The organism is Chryseobacterium sp. ZHDP1, from assembly GCF_018603435.1.
Classification (GTDB): domain Bacteria; phylum Bacteroidota; class Bacteroidia; order Flavobacteriales; family Weeksellaceae; genus Chryseobacterium; species Chryseobacterium indicum.
Map to the genome: position 1 here is coordinate 3120132 of NZ_CP075682.1, position 17084 is coordinate 3137215.

Below are 17084 nucleotides of genomic sequence, written 5' to 3' on the forward strand. Positions count from 1 at the left end.
AGACTGTTTTCATGAAGCCGCGTCAAGTATTGTTATTTTTCCATATTATTGTTGGTATATTACTCCTGTGTACATTGGGGAACGCATGGGTTCCGCCTAACCTGCTTGGGAATCTCAATCTTCTTTCTCTGGGTTTTCCCTATCTTATTTCATTACATATTATTTTCACACTGATCTGGATTTTCAGAAAAGAAAAAATTGCCATTGCATTTGTTTTGGGAACATTTTTATTTTATAATCCTATCCGAAGATGGATCAACTTTACCCCGAAAACAGAAAGTCAGAAATCAATAAGAGATATAAAAGTGATTACTTTTAATGTAAAATACGGCGATTTTGGCTGGGATAAAGTAAAGAAATATATCCAGGATCAGAATGCAGATATCATTCTGGTTCAGGAAAAAGATACCAATCGTGCCTTGAGGCAGGATCTGGTAAAATACCCTTCTGTTATTTTAAAAACTAAGCATAAAATTGTAAGACAGGAAGAATTGATTACGGATAAATCGCGAGGTAATTCATTTTATGCGGATGTAGATATCAACGGAAAAATTGTAAGAATTGTTAATGTTTATCTTGAACCTTTCCGGTTGCATAAATCCATGCTTCAGTTCGACGGACTGAAAAAAGAAAGCGGGAAAATCAATACCCTGCTCTCGCATATGATTCCTACTTTTAAAGCACACGAAGACCAGATCAAAAAAATAAGAAAAGCGGTGGATCTTTCACCCTATCCTGTAATTCTGGCGGGTGATTTCAACTCTGTTCCCAATTCTTATGAATACTATAATCTGGGAAAAGATCTTCAGGATGCTTTCTTGGCGGCGGGAAACGGAAGCTCCTCAAGTTTTCATGATTATAAGGTTCCGTTGAGAATCGATTATATCTTCAGTTCAAAATCAATTATTCCTTTAAGCTATAAAGTAGATAATTCAGTAAGATTATCGGATCATTATCCTGTAATTGCAGAATTTCTGTTAAATTAGTTCCATGAAAAATTTATCTTTTGCAGCTATTATTTTCTCGGCAATTGTAATGTCCTGTTCAAAAAAAGAACCGGCAGATTTTTATCCTCCAGACAGTCCGAAAGCAAATTATGATACCACCGCAATCGATTCTTTTTCGAATGGCGCGGTTTCTGTAGATGTAGCAAGGCAGATCAGGATATCTTCAAAACAGTATCAGGATTCATTAAAAGAAGCACTGAAAATTCAGGAGCAGGAAAAGAAGCTGAAAGAGGAGCTTGAGAAAGAAAATAAAAAGAAAGCAGATGAAGAAAAGAAAAAAACAGACGAGGAGAAAAAGAAAAGTTCTGAACCTTCTGCGGAAGTAAAATCTGCATAATATAAATCACAAAAAACGTTTTAAAAAAAATTATAAAGTATGAAAAAAAGCATTTTATCTGTACTGATGATTGCAGCAGTAGTTGTATCATGTACAAAGTCTACATCAAAAACCGAAACTGTTGAAAATCCGGACGGATCTACAATTACCACCACCACTACTGTTTCAGAAAACGGAATCGGAGTAGATTCGGCAAAAATTAATGAAGTGAAAGAAAATACTCAGGCTAAAATTGATGCTGCCGGACAATAGATTGATAATGCTGCCGAAGATGCAAAAAATAAAATAGATGCAACAGCAGACAAAACGAAACAGGATCTTCAGAAAGCAGGACAGGACATCAAAGAAGGGGCTGATAAAGTAGGAAAAGATGTGAAAAGTGCCGCAGCAAAAGGAGCTTCCAAAGTTGAAGAAGGCGCTAAAAAATTAAAAGAGGATTTAAGCAAATAAACATCTTCTTATAAAAAACGAAACCGCAGTTTTTCTGCGGTTTTTTTATTTGTTCAGTTCAAGTAAGGGATCAATATATTCTCGGTCATTGCTCAGTCTGGGAACCTTATTTTGTCCGCCCAGTTTGCCTTTGGATTCCAGCCAGCAATAAAAAAGATTGGGCTTTGCAATATGAACAATCGGTCTTTTCAGCGTCATATTGTTGTAACGTTTGGCTTCGTAGTCAGAATTAATGGATTTAAGATGATTATCAAAAGCATCTATAAAACGCTCTAAATTGTCCGGCTTTTCGCGGAATTCAAAAATCCACTCATGAGCTCCGCCTTCGTTCTCTTTCATGAAAACAGGAGCTCCTGTAAAGTCGGAAACGGATGCATTGGTTTCTTCACAGGCTTTAGAAAGGGCAGATTCTACATTGGTAATCATCAACTCCTCCCCAAAAGCATTAATGTAATGTTTCGTTCTTCCCGTAATTTTTATTCTGAACGGATTGGTTGAGGTAAAAATAACGGTATCGCCAATGAGATATCTCCACAATCCGCCGTTTGTCGTAATCACCATTGCATAATTTTTCCCGATTTCCACATCTTCCAGGCTCACGACTTTCGGATTGGAAAAATGAAACTGATCCATCGGAATAAACTCATAAAAAATACCGTAATCGAGCATCAGAAGCATTTCATCACTATTCGATCTGTCCTGAATTCCGAAAAATCCTTCAGAAGCATTATAGATCTCATAGTAATTGATATTTTTTCCTATAATCTGTTTGTACTGTTCTCTGTAAGGCTTAAAGCTGATTCCTCCGTGGAAAAACACTTCAAGATTCGGCCACAGTTCTGAAATATTCTGAACATCAGTTTCCTTCAGAACCCTTTGTAAGAGAACCATCATCCAGCTCGGAACTCCAAGAATACTTCCTACATCTTCATTTTTAACTTCGGACGTAATGGCTCTGAGTTTGCTTTCCCATTCTCCCATCAAAGAAACCTTTTTACTCGGAGTGGTGGTTACTTCTACCCAGAAAGGAAGATTATCAATCAGAATAGCGGATAAATCGCCAAATTTGGTATTAAAATCCGCGTAGAGTTCAGAACTTCCGCCCAGACGTAAATTTTTATAATTAAAAAGCTGATTTTCCGGATGATTATTGGCATAAATGGAAACCATATCTTTTCCGGCTTTCATGTGGCAGTATTCAAGGCTTTCCGCAGAAATCGGGATGAATTTGCTTTTGGCATTCGTGGTTCCCGAAGATTTTGCAAAATGTTTGATGTAACCGGGCCAGCTTACGTCCTTCTGTCCCTGTCTTGCTTTTTCAATATAAGGCTCCATTTCTTCGTAGGTAACGACCGGAACTTTGTTTTTAAAGTCCTGATAACTCGAAATGGAATTAAAACCGTATTTTCTGCCATACTCCGTATCTTCTGCATGAAATAACTGGGAAAATAAGATACCTTTCTGTGTTTCAATAGGATGATTCATGAAATTCTGAATCTGATCTATCCTCTGCCGGATAAACCAATTGACTACAGTATTGAAAAGTGCTTTCGTTGCCATTCCAACAAATATAACAATAATTGATTTTTCAGAGAATTTTTTTATGATGATAAAATAAAAAAAACCGCTACAAATTGTAACGGTTTATATCTGAAATGCTCATTTACTAGCAATACTCGTCGTAAGCAGCCTGAAGGTTCGCAGCAATTGCTCCTGCAGGATTTCCTTCAATGTGGTGTCTTTCCAGCATATGAACCAGTTCTCCGTCTTTAAACAATGCTACGCAAGGCGAGCTTGGAGGGAACGGTGCTAAATGTTTTCTCGCTTCAACAACAGCTTCTGTATCGAAACCTGCGAAAACAGTAGTTAAATGATCAGGTTTTTTGTCTCCTGTTAAAGAATATACAACTCCTGGTCTTGCAGCTCCTGCAGCACATCCGCATACGGAATTGATGACCAAAAGGGTAGTTCCTGATTGTTTTAATGCTTCTTCTACCTGAGCCGGAGTGGTCAGGTCTTCAAAACCTTTATCTGTAAGTTCAGCCTTCATCGGCATTACTAAATCTTGTGGATACATATTTTTGTTTTTTGTAAAGTACAAATTTAAGCAATTCTTTACGTTTCATCAATATATAAAAACTATCGGTAGTTTTGGAAAACAAAATGAATTGAATGTTAATAGTTTAATAATAATTATAAAATTTTAAATTAAATATGTTAATTATCAAAAATAATTACTAAATTTGAAATGATTCTGAAAACAGTTGACCATGAAAAAATATTTACACTGATCCCTCTCAATTTATTTTCTTTCAGTTTTTGCTTTTATTTTGAGCAATAATTGATGTCACTCAGAAAAAAATAAATGAAGCCCGAAACTGAAAAATTTCGGGCTTCTTTAATCAAATCGATATGCAAAGGTTGAATATCCTTATAAAATAGCTGATGGTTTTTGGTTGCCAGTTGATGGATAGAAGACCACTCAACTAAAAATTACCCGCAATCAGCAATTATGAAAGCAGTTTTTTCGCCATCTCGGAAATGCTTTTTCCGTCCGATTTTCCGGCTAAAGATTTTGAAGCAATTCCCATTACCTTTCCTAAATCTTTCATAGATTCAGCGCCTGTTTCAGCGATAATGTTTTTCATTTCTGCCTCCAGTTCTTCTGCTGAAAGCTGTTTCGGCAAAAACTGCTCAATCACTTTCATCTGAGCTTCCTCTACTTCGGCAAGATCATTTCTTCCCTGTGCAGTAAACTGTTCGGCAGAATCCTTACGCTGTTTTACCATTCTCTGAAGAATAGCAATTTCCTGTTCTGCGCTTACTTCTGCTCCTCTCGCTTCCGTTTTAAGCAGTAATATCTGAGATTTTACAGCACGAAGAGAATCCAAAGCCACTTTGTCTTTGGCTCTCATTGCTGTTTTTATAGCTTCGTTTATTGTATTTTCTAAACTCATGGTTTTAATTTGATAATTTGAAAAATGAGACAATTTGAAAATGTAATTATTTTAGAATCGAGAATGTATAATTTTCAAATTCTCAAATGACCACATTTTCAAATTAAATTCAGTCTACATCTTTATTTAAAAATCTGTTTTCTCTTATCTGCATATTTCCGTTGTTATCAGACAAATATGTGTTGATATTCTGGTCTGATGCATTGGTTCCTTCAATGGAAATATTTTTTCTCTTGAATGCAGGCACAGATTCAAACTCGCTGGAGCTGTCGAAACTCTGGTAACGGGAATTGAACTCCTTCAGTTTGTTTCTTCTTTCCATTACTCTTTCCTGATCTACGGTTTTATTCACGAAGGTGAATTCTTCTTCCGCTGGTTTCGGAGCTTCTGTTTCTGTTTTATTTTCAACAACAGGTTCTTCTTTCAGATGCTGAAAGAAATGTTCCACTTTCTGAAACGGCTCTTCTGTAAGCTGATTCACTTCGTTGACTGCTGCAAGTTCTGCTTTTGGCTGTCCGAAATCAGATTTAGGCTCATTTTTTACAGGCTCATTCACGAAGAAGCTGAATTCAACAGGTTTTTCTTCAGAAAAAGTGTTATTGAAAGCAGTATTAGACTGTGGTTCTTCTTTTTTATGATCAAAATCGAACTTAAAAGATTCTATTTCCAGATCATTCGGATCTTCTGCTTCTTCATCTAAAGTAAATAAGCTGAAAGATTCTTCCTGTTCATCATCATTTCTCCAATCCTGAGTGTTATTAACCGTATCTTCCTCTTTATCAAAGAATTTTATTTCAGTTTTAGTCTCTTCGTTGCCAATAGTCATTTTTTTTTCAGTAGACGTAACCCCAAACTGTGGATGGTCGTGGTCTTCGTCGTCCAATCTGAAAAGGTTTTTACCTCCGAAATCATAATCCTGCTCTGCGTGAGAATGTCTTTCCTCTCTGGTTTTGAAAGGAGACTCTTTTGGAGTATCGAAACTGTCGTTCAGGCTGATTTTAATTTTCTCTGTAGGTCCTGCAAATTTTTTGTTATCGTTAGAAAAACCTGTTGCGATTACAAGAACGCTTACAGAATCTCCCAGTTCTTCGTCTGCTCCCACCCCGAAAATAATATCTGCGGTGTTTCCTGCTTCTTTCTGGATATGATCCATGATTACTCCGATTTCGTCCATGGTCACTTCTTCCACACCACTTCTGATCAATAACAGAACGTTTTTCGCGCCTGTAATTTTGTTGTCATTCAATAGTGGAGAATCAAGCGCCTTTTTAACCGCTTCTTCAGCTTTATTTTCACCGGAAGCAATTCCTGTAGACATCAAAGCCGTCCCAGAATTCTGAAGCACAGATTTAGCATCTCTAAAGTCAATGTTAACATCAAAGTAACCCGTAATAACTTCCGCCATTCCTTTGGCAGCGTTTGTTAAAACTTCATCGGCTTTTGAGAATCCCTGCTTGAATCCAAGGTTTCCGAATTGCTGTCTTAATTTATCGTTGTTGATGACGATTAATGAGTCAACGTTATTTCTTAATTTATCAAGACCGTTTTCAGCCTGTTCCAGTCTTCTTTTCCCTTCAAAACTGAAAGGTACGGTAACAATTCCTACCGTTAAGATTCCCATATCTTTGGCTACTTTAGCAATAACGGGAGCGGCTCCGGTTCCTGTACCGCCACCCATTCCGGCAGTGATGAAAACCATTTTGGTATTCTGTCCCATTGCAGCTTTAATATCTTCGATGCTTTCGATGGCAGATTTTTCTCCCACTTCAGGATCGGCTCCTGCGCCAAGACCTTCCGTAATGGTAGTTCCCAGCTGTACCTTGTTGGCAACCGGATTGTTATCTAAAGTCTGGGCATCTGTATTGCAAATCACGAAATCCACTCCGTGAATACCTTTTTCGTACATGTGTTTCAGCGCATTGTTTCCACCGCCTCCAACACCGATTACTTTTATGATTGATGAATTTCCTTTTGGCAAATCAAATGAAAATCCTTGTGTACCTATGTTTTCCATAATTAGTTTCTTTTAATAATTATAATTGATAAGCGATAAATGAATAATGATTTTGTTTTAATTAAAAATAAATCATCAATTATCACTGATCTTTTATCATTTATATTTTATTCTACTTCTTCAAAGAATTTTTTTACTTTTTCCATCAGCGACTGCCCGAAAGTGAGTTTTGCCGCCTTTTTATTCTCATGCTGTTCTTCTTTAGGCTGTTGTTCCTGTATCGGCGCAACTTCCTGCGGAGTGGGTTGTGAAGTTTCAATCGCAGCTTGTGCAGCAGCATTTTCCGGCTGCTCTTTTTCCAAAACAGGAGTGTCTTCCACCGTGTTCAGCTTTTTATCCCTTATTTTTAAACTTTCCATTAATAAACCAATGGAAGTCGCAAATTCGGGACCTTTAAGATACTGATTTTTATCATTCGCCACATACTCATTTGCAAATCCGATTCTGCTGTCGAATCCTGTTGTATAATTGGCGAGCTGACGAAGGTGTTTCAGGTTGGATCCACCACCCGTTAATACGATTCCAGCAATCAGTTTTTTCTTTTGTTCAAAGGCTCCGTACGCCTTTAATTCTGTATTTACCATTTCCAGAATTTCCTCTACTCTCGCATTGATGATCTGTGCCAAAGTTTTCAGAGAAATTTCTTTATCCGGTCTTCCGTGAAGTCCCGGAATGGTAACATAAGTACTGTCTTTTTCAAGCTCAGGAACCGCAGAGCCGAATTTTACTTTCAGTTGTTCCGCGTGTTTCTCAATGATCGAACAGCCTTCTTTGATGTCTTCCGTAATGATTCCTCCTCCGTAAGGGATTACACAGGTATGACGGATGATGTTATCTTTAAAAATTGCAATGTCTGTAGTACCGCCTCCGATATCTACAATAGCAACTCCTGCCTCTTTTTCTTCTTTTGTAAGAACCGCTTCAGAGGATGCCAAAGGCTCCAGCGTAAGTGCTTCCATTTCAAGCCCTGCTTCTCTCACGCATCTCGCGATATTGCGAATGCTTCCCATTTGTCCTACAACCACATGGAAGTTGGCCTCTAAACGCTTACCGTGCATCCCGACCGGTTCCTGAATTTCACCTTCGGAATCTACTTTGTATTCCTGCGGTAAAACGTGAATGATTTCTTCTCCAGGAAGCATCACCAGTTTTTTTACCTGATCTTTTAATGCTTCAATGTCGTCGTCTGTGATGAATTTATCCGGATGTTCACGCATAATATAATCGGAGTGCTGCAGAGAACGGATGTGTTTTCCTGCAATTCCTACCGTAACTTTACGGATCGGAACTCCTGCGCTGGACTGTGCCTCAGACACAGCAGCTTTGATTGAATTAATGGTCTGCGAAATATTATTCACAATACCTTTGTGAACCCCAAGACTTTTCGCCTTTCCTACACCGAGAACTTCTATTTTCCCGTGTGCATTCCTCCTTCCGACAATCGCAACAATCTTTGTTGTCCCGATGTCCAGACCTACTGAATACTCTTGATTTTCCATTTTTATACCGATTTGATTTTTTTGTTTTTCAGTTCCTGTTTTAATAAGGATCATAGGTTTTTGCCTATGTATATTGATGTTTTTTTATTTTATTCGATCTTAACTTTTGCTTTAGTTTTCGGTTTTGACGCCGTTGGTTTATCAGTTTTTTTTGCTTGGGCTGGCTTCGGTTTTGAAGGATTCCCCGTTTTCTTAATTTCTTTTTTAACTTCAGCTTTCGGCTTTGGTTCGGTACTTTTGGTGACGGCAACCGGAGCTTTTGCCAGTTCTATGTTCGCCGCTTTTAAAATACTGTCGTTTTCTTTGTAATTGGGATTAAGAGTGGTTACAATCTGGTTCTGATATTTAATGGAAACCATACTGTATTTCTCAGGATCCTGATAGACAAGATATTTTTCCACAAATGCCTTAAATCCTTTAACCTTAAAATCGATATTATCTAAATCCCCGATCTCTACTTTGTAATTTCCTTCACTGGTAAGAAGATTATAGTCGCCATTTCGGTCCTTGGATATTCCGATGAAGTATTTTTTACTAAAATCGTCTTTGTCTATTTTTTCAACCAGTTCGGCAAGTTTTTCATACTCTTCTTTTTTTACATTTCCTGTCACCAACATACAAGGATGAGAATAGGTTTTGGAGATCGGAAATTCTATTCCTTTTTCATCTACATAAAAATCTCTGCCTTCTTTGTTTAATCTGAAAACGGGAACCCTCTGTTTGATGTCTAAATTCAGTTTTCCGTTCAGGTTTAAATAAACATTTGCGCTGTCTACCGCCGGAAGATTGTTGATCTTTTTTTCCAGCGCGGGAATATTAAGATCCCCGACTTTTCCAGAAGGGTTTTCCTTTTTTACAATTTCCCGGATATCTTTTTCATCAATGAAGTAAACCGGTGTTTTTTCATTCATTTTCACAGAAATTTTATTGTCCGTAATCTTCTGTCCGCTGAATTTTTTCAAGGAGAAACTCAACAGGAATCCAAGGATGATTACTGTGATGGCAATTTTTAATATTCTGTATTTATTTTTCATTTTTGTTTTTTAGCTTTTTTAACGCTACGGGCGCAAGGGTTTTCTTTAAATTCTTGCTTTTTATTTTTATGTTCGCAAAGGCGTTTCACTCAGCAAATGATAGCCGAAAATATTTTTTATAATTTGTTTACTGCTCTTTTTACTCCGTCTTTAAATAAGGTAGAATGAAAATTTAAAATCATCCCTAATTTCATTTCTGTGATTCTTAAATAATTAAGAATTTGGAAAAAATGATATTTATTAATTTTCGGAACTGCTTTTATTTCTATAATTACTTTATTTTCAATTAATAAATCAACTTTGAATGCTTTCTCAATAATTAAACCTTCATAATTGACACTAATATCTTTTTGACTTTCAATGTACAATCTGCTATTTTTTAACTCTTGAATTAAACATTGCTCATAAACATTTTCATAAAGTCCGATTCCCAGTTTTCGGTGCACTTTCATCCCTGCATCAAAAACAATGTTTGAAATTTCATTTTCTGTCATTGTGTGTTTTATTTACTCTGAAATGATATTTTCAGCTATCATTTGCTGAGTGAAACGCCTTTGCGAACAAATTTCCTTGTTTTCAAAAAATTCTTTGTGTCCGTTGCGTTATATTTAATAATTAAATTTTCTCTATCCAATCACAAACAGGATCATACAGTGTGTCTATATTTCCTGCCCCTACTGTAAGAAGGATGTCAAAATCTTTTTCTTTTATTTTGCTGAAAGCTTCGCTTAATGTTGAAACTTCTTTTTTATCTAAATTAACTTTTTCTAGCAGCCAATCGGAAGTGATTCCTTCAAAATTTTCCTGAAGTTCTCTTGCCGGATAAATATCAAGCAAAATCAGTTCATCAGCTTTACTTAAACTTTCTGCGAATCCGTCTGCAAAATCTCTTGTTCTGCTGAAAAGATGAGGTTGGAAAACGACCAATAACTTCTTTTCAGGATAAAACGTCCGGATTGAACCCATCACGGCATTAATTTCTGTCGGATGATGCGCATAATCGTCGATGTAGATTTTACCGTTTTCGTAAATATGTTTTGTATATCTTCTTTTAATTCCTTTGAAATTGGCAATTGCTTTTTTCAGAGTTTCGAAATCTACTCTTAAATTGTTTAAAATAGCCAACGCAACCGTAGCATTTTCTACGTTGTGAATTCCCGGAATTTCCCAGACAAAATCTTTTACCGTTTCGTTGGGCGTATGGAAATCAAAATAAATTTTATCATGCTCCATTCTCAGGTTATCTGAATAATAATCAGCCACTTCGTTTACAGCGTAGGTTTGATGAGGTCTTCCGATTTCAATTCCTTTTCTTACAAAAAGCTGTTTGTCTTCAGGAACCAAAGCTGCAAACTGTCTGAATCCTTCTTCAATGGTATTTTTATCTCCGTAAATATCCAGATGATCCGCATCGATGGAAGTAATAACTGCCCAATCCGGAGAAAGGTTTAGAAAGCTTCTGTCGTATTCATCTGCTTCCACAACTGAATATTGTGAGCCGTTGTAGAGGAAATTTGACTTAAAATTCTCAGAAATTCCTCCCAGAAAACATGAAAAAGGCAAATCTGCTTCTTTGCACAGGTGTGAAACCAAGGTAGAAGTCGTTGTCTTTCCGTGAGTTCCGGCAACAGCAATGCAATCTGTGTTTTCCGTAATCAATCCTAAAACTTTTGCACGTTTTAATACTTCAAACTGATTGGTATTGAAATAATCTAATATGTCCAGTTTTTTAATCGCCGGAGTGTAGATAACTAACGTATCTTCTTTGTGAAGCGACGTAATTTTTTCATCAATGACATCTTCAAAAACAATATCAATTCCCTCGCTCATTAAAGTCTGAGTAAGTTTCGTGTTGGTTTTATCATAGCCTGAAACTTTTTTGCCCGAAGCATGGAAATAACGCGCCAAAGCACTCATCCCGATCCCCCCGATTCCAACGAAGTAAAAATTTTGATATGTTTCTAAATTGTTCATTTATTATAATTTAACTAAAAAGTTTATTCCAATCCATACAAAAAAAGCTATTGCAGAGATAATTAGAATGTTTTGTCCGTGGCTTCTGTCTTTTTTAGCAAAGCCATAAATTCTATCACCATTTGGTAAAGCTTTTTTATAATATATTAAATAAGCTCCAACAAATACGCCTAAAAATCCTGCAAAAAAGGCAGAAGTGTATCCGATTATTATTAACCAAGTCGGACTTTCTTCCTGAGTTGAAAGATCTTTAATTCTTTGTTTATTTATCACATTTAAAAGTTCCGGGCTAATTTCCTTTCCTCTTTGTTTTAATATTTTTTGAGCGAGTAAATAATCAAATTTGTTCCATTCTTCTTTTTTTGTTACAATTTCAATCAGTTCTTCATCAGAAGAATCAAAAAGGTAATAGTCTTGATCTACGTTTTCAATTTCTTTTTTAACCAAATCTTCTTCTAATTTCTCTACCTGACTAAAATCGTCTTTTTGAATTTTTAATTCAAACTGTTTTGTATTTATATCGCCTCCAAAACTGGAGTCTAATTGTGAAGAATTATTTGCCAATTCATAAGCAATATGATTCTCTTCCAGAATTTTTATTAATTCTAAAGCATCATCTTCGTAAATGAATTTTCTATATGTAGAAAGCTCGTGTGGCATTATTTTATCACTTTAAAAATCTCGTCTACAATCTCTTTTGCTGCATTTGGTTTGGCAAAATATTTCAGATTTTCAGACATTTCTTTTCTTACTTTTTCATTTTCGCATATTTCTGAAAGGGTATTCCAGAATTTGTCCTTCATCTCAGAGTCTTTTACCATTCGGGCTGCATTTTTTTCAACCAGATTCATTGCGTTTTTGGTTTGATGGTCTTCCGCTGCAAAAGGGAAAGGAACCAATAAAACCGGCTTCTGTGCAACCGCCAGCTCTGAAATGGCAATTGCACCCGCTCTGGAAACAATGACATCTGCGGCAGAATAGGCAGTTTCCATATCTTTGATGAATTCTTTGAGCTGGATGGAAGCTGGAAGCTGGAGGTCGGAAGACAACTCGCTGTAGTCTAACTTTCCGGTTTGCCAGATCAACTGGTAACCTTTTTCTTTAAGGTTTTCCAGATTGTCTTTCCATCCGTTATTTAATGTTCTTGAGCCTAAAGATCCTCCGACAGATAAAATTGTCAGTTTATCTTTATCCAAGCCCATTTTTTCTTTTGCCTGAATGGTTTCCTGCATTCCGGAAATGATATTCTCACGAATTGGATTCCCCAGAAATTTTATTTTTTCAGCCGGAAATCCTTCCACTTTCGGATAAGCGGTAAACACGGCTTTTGCTTTTTTACTTAAAATTTTATTCGTAACTCCTGCATGAGCATTCTGTTCCTGAATAAAAATAGGAATTCCCAGTTTACTTGCCTCGTACAAAGCCGGTCCGCTTGCAAAACCTCCTGTTCCCACGGCAAAATCCGGAGCAAAACTTTTAATGATCTTCTTCGATTTGGATAAACTTTTTAGTATTTTAAAAGGCAATCCTAAATTCGACAGAAGATTTCCTCTGTTGATTCCGGCAATATCAATTCCTTCGATTTTATAACCCGCCTGCGGAACTTTTTCCATTTCCATTTTTCCGTTGGCTCCAATGAACAAAAATTCAGCATCGGGAAATCTTTTTCTGATTTCGTCCGCAATAGCAATAGCAGGAAAGATGTGTCCTCCTGTTCCTCCTCCCGATAATAATACACGGATGGATTTTGGTTTTTGGCTATCTGCTGATGGTTTATTCATTTCTGTTTAAATCTTTTTTATAAATTTTTTTGTCTTAAGCAATGTCGTTAATCTCCGCTATGCTTTGTTTTTTGCCCATTCCTTCTTCATCGTAAATCTGAATTCTGGAGCTTATGTTTAAAATAATTCCCAACTGCAAATATGTTACCAACATTGAGGTTCCTCCGTAACTTATTAAAGGCAGCGGTTGCCCTGTTACAGGGATTAAATTAACAGCAACTGCAATATTTACAGACAGTTGTATAAAAATCATTACTCCGAGGCTGAGAACGAGCAAAGAGCCGAAAAAAGCGGGCATCTTACTGGCTATCATGACGATACGGATTATCATAATTAAATATAAACTTACCAGAAAAACAGCTCCGATCACTCCGTATTCTTCTACAATCACGGCGAAAATAAAGTCGGAGGCAGACTGCGGAAGCATTTGTTTTAAAGCACTTTTTCCGGGTCCCATTCCTGTAACTCCGCCGTGTACGATGGCAGCTTTTGCCATCATCACCTGATAATTTTTAGCTTTTACACTTTCGTCATCTACGTCTGCAGTTTTTGCTTTGCTTGATGTAAAGGTTTCAATACGGCTCATCCACGTGTGAACACGGTTTCCTCCAATTAAGTTGGTGTTTAAAGCCACCAGTAAAAACAGAACAATTGCGATGAATGATGCAGAAATAAATCCTGCAATATATTTCCAGTGTAACTGTCCGATGACGAGCACAATCACGGAAACCATTAAAATCATCAATGCGGTTGAACCATTGTCTTTTGCCACCAGAACAAAAACCAGCAGAATCGGACCGAAGATGTACATGATATTCTCAATCGGAAGTCGTTCCCGCGTTATTTTCTTGGTTAAATATCTGCACAGATAAATAATCAGCATTAAAAAAGCAAAGGAAGACGGCTGGAATGAAATTGGTGTTCCGGGAATTTTCAGCCATCGTGAAGCACTGGCTCCGTCAATGGTCTGTCCTGTGAACATGGTGACAATCAATAGAATAACCATTAAACCAAGCATGATGCTGCTGAGTTTTCCGATGTATTCGTATTTTACCATTCCGACTACTCTCATGATTCCCAAACCTAAGACTACGAAGAACATATGTTTGATAACGTGACCGGTTGTGGTCCCGTTGTTGACGATATATTCCAGATTCGAACTTGCAGAATAAACCGGGAAAATAGAGAAAATGGAGATCACAAGAATGACCATCCAAAGTACTTTATCGCCCTTCAGGAATTCAAATCTGTTTTCTGTGTCTTGTTCGTTCATATATAATGCTGTTGGCTTTTTGGCTAATTGCCATTGGCTTTTAATACCTGCTCTTTAAACTGATGACCTCTGTCTTCATAGTTTTTGAATAAATCAAAACTTGCACAGCACGGAGACAGTAAAACCGTATCTCCTTTTTCAGCGAGAGATTTTGAGATTTCCACTGCTTTTTCCATGCTCGACGTGTCGTAAATAAATTCTTTTTTGTCTTTAAAGAAGTTGATAATCTTTTCATTATCAATTCCTAAGCAGACGATTGCTTTTACTTTTCTTTTGACTAATTCTTCAATTTCAGTATAGTCATTACCTTTATCTAAACCTCCAACGATCCAAACGGTCGGAGTTTTCATACTTTCTAAAGCGTAATACGTTGCATTAACATTGGTTGCCTTGCTGTCGTTGATGTATTTTACACCCGCTATTTCAGTTACAAGCTCCAGTCTGTGTTCAACCGCCTGAAAAGTCATTAATGAATTCCTTATGCTTTCATTGTTGATTTCCAATATTTTACCGGCAATTGACGCAGCTAAGCTGTTGGCAACATTGTGAGTTCCCAGAAGAGATAATTCATCAAGTTTCATTGAAAAAGTATCCTTCAGTTTTACCTCAATGGTTTCGCCGTTAATGAAACCTCCTTCTTCCAGTTTTTCTTTGGTGGAGAAAGGAATCATTTTCGCTTTAATTTCTAATTTTTCAAGAATATTTTTGCTCATCTCATCATCTTTATTGTAGATGAAGAAGTTATCATTTTCCTGATTCTCCGTTATTCTGAATTTAGCCAGTGCATATTCTTCATAGTTGTAATTGTACTGATCCAGATGATCCTGTGACAAATTCAACAATAAAGAAATATATGGTCTGAAATTCTGAATATCGTCCAACTGGAAAGAGCTTACTTCCAGAACATAATATTCATGGTTTTCATCGGCAACCTGCTTTGCGAAGCTGTACCCGATATTTCCGCCTAAACCTACATTTAATCCGTCGTTTTTCAGGATGTAGTAGATGAGAGACGTTGTTGTTGTTTTTCCGTTGCTTCCTGTGATGGCGATGATTTTGGCATCTGTAAATTCCGAAGCAAATTCAATTTCAGAAGAAAGTCTTATTCCTTTCTCGTTAATTTTCTGAATCATTTCTGCCTTTTTCGGAATTCCCGGACTTTTTACAATCCAGTCGGCATTTAAAATTCTTTCTTCATCGTGGCTTCCTTCTTCGAATTCAATTCCATTCTCGTTCAGAAACTGTCTGTAGTTATCCTTGATGGCTCCTTTATCGGAAAGAAAAACTTCCATTCCTTTCTTTTTTGCCAGATAGGCAGCTCCGCAACCACTTTCTCCTCCTCCTAAAACAACTATTTTCATATTTATTCTTTTGTAAAATGTAAAATGTAAAACGTACAATGTATCTGGTGTCTTTTTACATCAATACTTTTTACTTTTTACAAAATTTATCTCATTTTTAATGTGATCAGACATACAATTGCCAACATTACTCCGATGATGATCATTCTGTTCACTATTTTACTTTCATGAAAGCCTCCCTTCTGATAATGGTGATGTAAAGGGGACATTCTGAATAGTCTATTGTTTTGGGCATATTCCAACCCGAATTTTCTTTTTCTGTATTTAAATACGACAACCTGAAGCATCACGGAAATATTTTCGATCAGGAAAATTCCGCAAAGTACAGGAATCATGAGTTCTTTTCTTAAAATAATCGCTAAAACGGCAATAACTCCGCCTAACATCAAACTTCCGGTATCGCCCATGAAAACCTGAGCAGGATAGGTGTTGTACCAGAAGAATCCGATTACGGCTCCTACCATTGCGACTACGAATATGGTGGTTTCTCCCATGTTGGGAAGGAACATAATATTCAGATAATCAGCAAAAATGATGTTTCCAGAAAGATAGGCAAACAAGCCGAGCGTTAATAAAATAACGGTACTGGTTCCTGCGGCAAGACCATCAATTCCGTCGGTAATATTGGCTCCGTTTGAAACAGCCGTTACGATGAAAATCACAATAGGAATAAAAACAATCCAAGCCCATTCGTGGGCGTCTTTATCGTTCATCCAAAACAGAATTCCACTGTAATCGAACTCGTTATTTTTAGCAAAGGGAACGGTGGAAACAGTTATTTTTTCGGTAGGCATAAAGTTTTGCTCTACATTATTTCTGTTTACCACTTTTGCGTCTGCATATTTTCTTTTTACGGTAATATCGGGATGAAAATACATGGTAACTCCTACGATTAAACCCAATCCGACCTGTCCAACAATTTTAAATTTACCACTTAAACCGTCTTTGTTTTTTTTGATCTTTTTTAAATAATCATCCAAAAAGCCTATTGCACCCATCCATATCACGGAAACAATCAGAAGAACAATGTAAACGTTTGTAATTCTGGTAAATAGCAAAACGGGAATTAACGTTGCCAAAATGATGATAAGACCTCCCATTGTAGGAGTACCTTCTTTTTGTTTCTGCCCGTCCAGACCAAGATCACGCACCAGTTCTCCCATCTGTTTTGCTCTCAGATAGTTGATGATTCTTTTTCCATACACCAAAGCGATGGTTAAAGAAAACAGAACCGCCATTCCTGCACGGAAGGAGATGTATTTCAACAGTCCTAATCCGGGAACGTGGATTCCCATGCTGGTTAAATATTCGTATAGGTAGTATAGCATTTCTTAATTATTGATATTTGATAATTGATGATTGATATCTAACCGATATTAAATAATCTTACTCTTTAA

Annotated in this window: 16 protein-coding genes; 3 read left to right on the top strand and 13 right to left on the bottom strand. The window is 36.8% G+C overall.

All coding sequences use genetic code 11. From position 1 onward, the window contains the following. Positions 1–11 precede the first annotated feature (11 nt). The 3 genes from KKI44_RS14140 to KKI44_RS22720 are packed head-to-tail and all read left to right on the top strand — an operon-like array spanning position 12 to position 1596. A complete protein-coding gene (locus KKI44_RS14140; RefSeq protein ID WP_214587869.1) occupies positions 12–986 on the top strand; it encodes an endonuclease/exonuclease/phosphatase family protein in 975 nt (324 codons plus the stop codon). Positions 987–990: 4 nt separating this feature from the next. Beyond that, positions 991–1344, top strand: coding sequence for a hypothetical protein (locus KKI44_RS14145; RefSeq protein ID WP_214587870.1), 354 nt, complete (start codon positions 991–993; stop codon positions 1342–1344). Positions 1345–1383: 39 nt separating this feature from the next. Beyond that, a complete protein-coding gene (locus KKI44_RS22720) occupies positions 1384–1596 on the top strand; it encodes a hypothetical protein (protein WP_250902070.1) in 213 nt (70 codons plus the stop codon). Between the two features lie 243 nt (positions 1597–1839). Here the strand turns inward: KKI44_RS22720 and KKI44_RS14155 are convergent, their stop codons facing one another. From KKI44_RS14155 to mraY, 13 genes are all read right to left on the bottom strand, one after another. Continuing rightward, complete coding sequence (locus KKI44_RS14155; RefSeq protein WP_214587871.1) at positions 1840–3354, bottom strand: GH3 auxin-responsive promoter family protein; 1515 nt, start codon at positions 3352–3354, stop codon at positions 1840–1842. 106 nt (positions 3355–3460) lie between these two features. Further along, positions 3461–3871: a BrxA/BrxB family bacilliredoxin gene (locus KKI44_RS14160; protein WP_076391160.1), complete on the bottom strand. Its 411-nt coding sequence runs from the start codon at positions 3869–3871 to the stop codon at positions 3461–3463. A gap of 433 nt (positions 3872–4304) precedes the next feature. Further along, positions 4305–4751 carry a GatB/YqeY domain-containing protein gene (locus tag KKI44_RS14165; protein ID WP_076391162.1) on the bottom strand — a complete coding sequence of 149 codons (447 nt, stop codon included), beginning with the start codon at positions 4749–4751 and terminating at the stop codon, positions 4305–4307. A gap of 109 nt (positions 4752–4860) precedes the next feature. Beyond that, positions 4861–6765, bottom strand: a complete 1905-nt coding sequence (gene ftsZ / locus KKI44_RS14170; RefSeq protein WP_214587872.1) for a cell division protein FtsZ — start codon at positions 6763–6765, stop codon at positions 4861–4863. Between the two features lie 107 nt (positions 6766–6872). After that, entirely contained in the window at positions 6873–8264 is a 1392-nt protein-coding gene (gene ftsA / locus KKI44_RS14175) for a cell division protein FtsA (RefSeq protein ID WP_214587873.1), read from the bottom strand. Between the two features lie 89 nt (positions 8265–8353). Further along, the gene (locus KKI44_RS14180) at positions 8354–9298 is read right to left on the bottom strand and encodes a cell division protein FtsQ (RefSeq protein ID WP_214587874.1); all 945 of its coding nucleotides are present in this window, start codon (positions 9296–9298) and stop codon (positions 8354–8356) included. Between the two features lie 116 nt (positions 9299–9414). Beyond that, positions 9415–9792: a GxxExxY protein gene (locus tag KKI44_RS14185; protein ID WP_214587876.1), complete on the bottom strand. Its 378-nt coding sequence runs from the start codon at positions 9790–9792 to the stop codon at positions 9415–9417. A gap of 121 nt (positions 9793–9913) precedes the next feature. Beyond that, positions 9914–11272 (bottom strand): UDP-N-acetylmuramate--L-alanine ligase, encoded by a 1359-nt coding sequence (murC, locus tag KKI44_RS14190; RefSeq protein WP_214587879.1) that lies wholly within the window; start codon positions 11270–11272, stop codon positions 9914–9916. A gap of 3 nt (positions 11273–11275) precedes the next feature. Further along, complete coding sequence (locus KKI44_RS14195; RefSeq protein ID WP_214587881.1) at positions 11276–11932, bottom strand: hypothetical protein; 657 nt, start codon at positions 11930–11932, stop codon at positions 11276–11278. Beyond that, positions 11932–13053: an undecaprenyldiphospho-muramoylpentapeptide beta-N-acetylglucosaminyltransferase gene (gene murG, locus KKI44_RS14200; protein WP_214587883.1), complete on the bottom strand. Its 1122-nt coding sequence runs from the start codon at positions 13051–13053 to the stop codon at positions 11932–11934. The genes KKI44_RS14195 and murG overlap by 1 nt, the downstream gene beginning before the upstream one ends. 34 nt (positions 13054–13087) lie before the next feature. Then, the gene (locus KKI44_RS14205; protein ID WP_076391176.1) at positions 13088–14326 is read right to left on the bottom strand and encodes an FtsW/RodA/SpoVE family cell cycle protein; all 1239 of its coding nucleotides are present in this window, start codon (positions 14324–14326) and stop codon (positions 13088–13090) included. 23 nt (positions 14327–14349) lie between these two features. Beyond that, positions 14350–15687 carry a UDP-N-acetylmuramoyl-L-alanine--D-glutamate ligase gene (gene murD, locus KKI44_RS14210; RefSeq protein ID WP_214587885.1) on the bottom strand — a complete coding sequence of 446 codons (1338 nt, stop codon included), beginning with the start codon at positions 15685–15687 and terminating at the stop codon, positions 14350–14352. An 86-nt stretch (positions 15688–15773) separates the two neighbouring features. Then, the gene (gene mraY / locus KKI44_RS14215; protein ID WP_076391180.1) at positions 15774–17015 is read right to left on the bottom strand and encodes a phospho-N-acetylmuramoyl-pentapeptide-transferase; all 1242 of its coding nucleotides are present in this window, start codon (positions 17013–17015) and stop codon (positions 15774–15776) included. Positions 17016–17084 lie beyond the last annotated feature (69 nt).

Bases quoted from the DNA above. Each gene is read 5' to 3' on its own strand.
- ftsA (WP_214587873.1), bottom strand. From the start codon at position 8,264: ATGGAAAATCAAGAGTATTCAGTAGGTCTGGACATCGGGACAACAAAG.
- murD (WP_214587885.1), bottom strand. From the start codon at position 15,687: ATGAAAATAGTTGTTTTAGGAGGAGGAGAAAGTGGTTGCGGAGCTGCC.
- KKI44_RS14155 (WP_214587871.1), bottom strand. From the start codon at position 3,354: ATGGCAACGAAAGCACTTTTCAATACTGTAGTCAATTGGTTTATCCGG.
- KKI44_RS14180 (WP_214587874.1), bottom strand. From the start codon at position 9,298: ATGAAAAATAAATACAGAATATTAAAAATTGCCATCACAGTAATCATC.
- KKI44_RS14160 (WP_076391160.1), bottom strand. From the start codon at position 3,871: ATGTATCCACAAGATTTAGTAATGCCGATGAAGGCTGAACTTACAGAT.
- murG (WP_214587883.1), bottom strand. From the start codon at position 13,053: ATGAATAAACCATCAGCAGATAGCCAAAAACCAAAATCCATCCGTGTA.
- KKI44_RS14195 (WP_214587881.1), bottom strand. From the start codon at position 11,932: ATGCCACACGAGCTTTCTACATATAGAAAATTCATTTACGAAGATGAT.
- murC (WP_214587879.1), bottom strand. From the start codon at position 11,272: ATGAACAATTTAGAAACATATCAAAATTTTTACTTCGTTGGAATCGGG.
- KKI44_RS14205 (WP_076391176.1), bottom strand. From the start codon at position 14,326: ATGAACGAACAAGACACAGAAAACAGATTTGAATTCCTGAAGGGCGAT.
- KKI44_RS14145 (WP_214587870.1), top strand. From the start codon at position 991: ATGAAAAATTTATCTTTTGCAGCTATTATTTTCTCGGCAATTGTAATG.
- KKI44_RS14185 (WP_214587876.1), bottom strand. From the start codon at position 9,792: ATGACAGAAAATGAAATTTCAAACATTGTTTTTGATGCAGGGATGAAA.
- KKI44_RS22720 (WP_250902070.1), top strand. From the start codon at position 1,384: ATGAAAAAAAGCATTTTATCTGTACTGATGATTGCAGCAGTAGTTGTA.
- ftsZ (WP_214587872.1), bottom strand. From the start codon at position 6,765: ATGGAAAACATAGGTACACAAGGATTTTCATTTGATTTGCCAAAAGGA.
- KKI44_RS14140 (WP_214587869.1), top strand. From the start codon at position 12: ATGAAGCCGCGTCAAGTATTGTTATTTTTCCATATTATTGTTGGTATA.
- mraY (WP_076391180.1), bottom strand. From the start codon at position 17,015: ATGCTATACTACCTATACGAATATTTAACCAGCATGGGAATCCACGTT.
- KKI44_RS14165 (WP_076391162.1), bottom strand. From the start codon at position 4,751: ATGAGTTTAGAAAATACAATAAACGAAGCTATAAAAACAGCAATGAGA.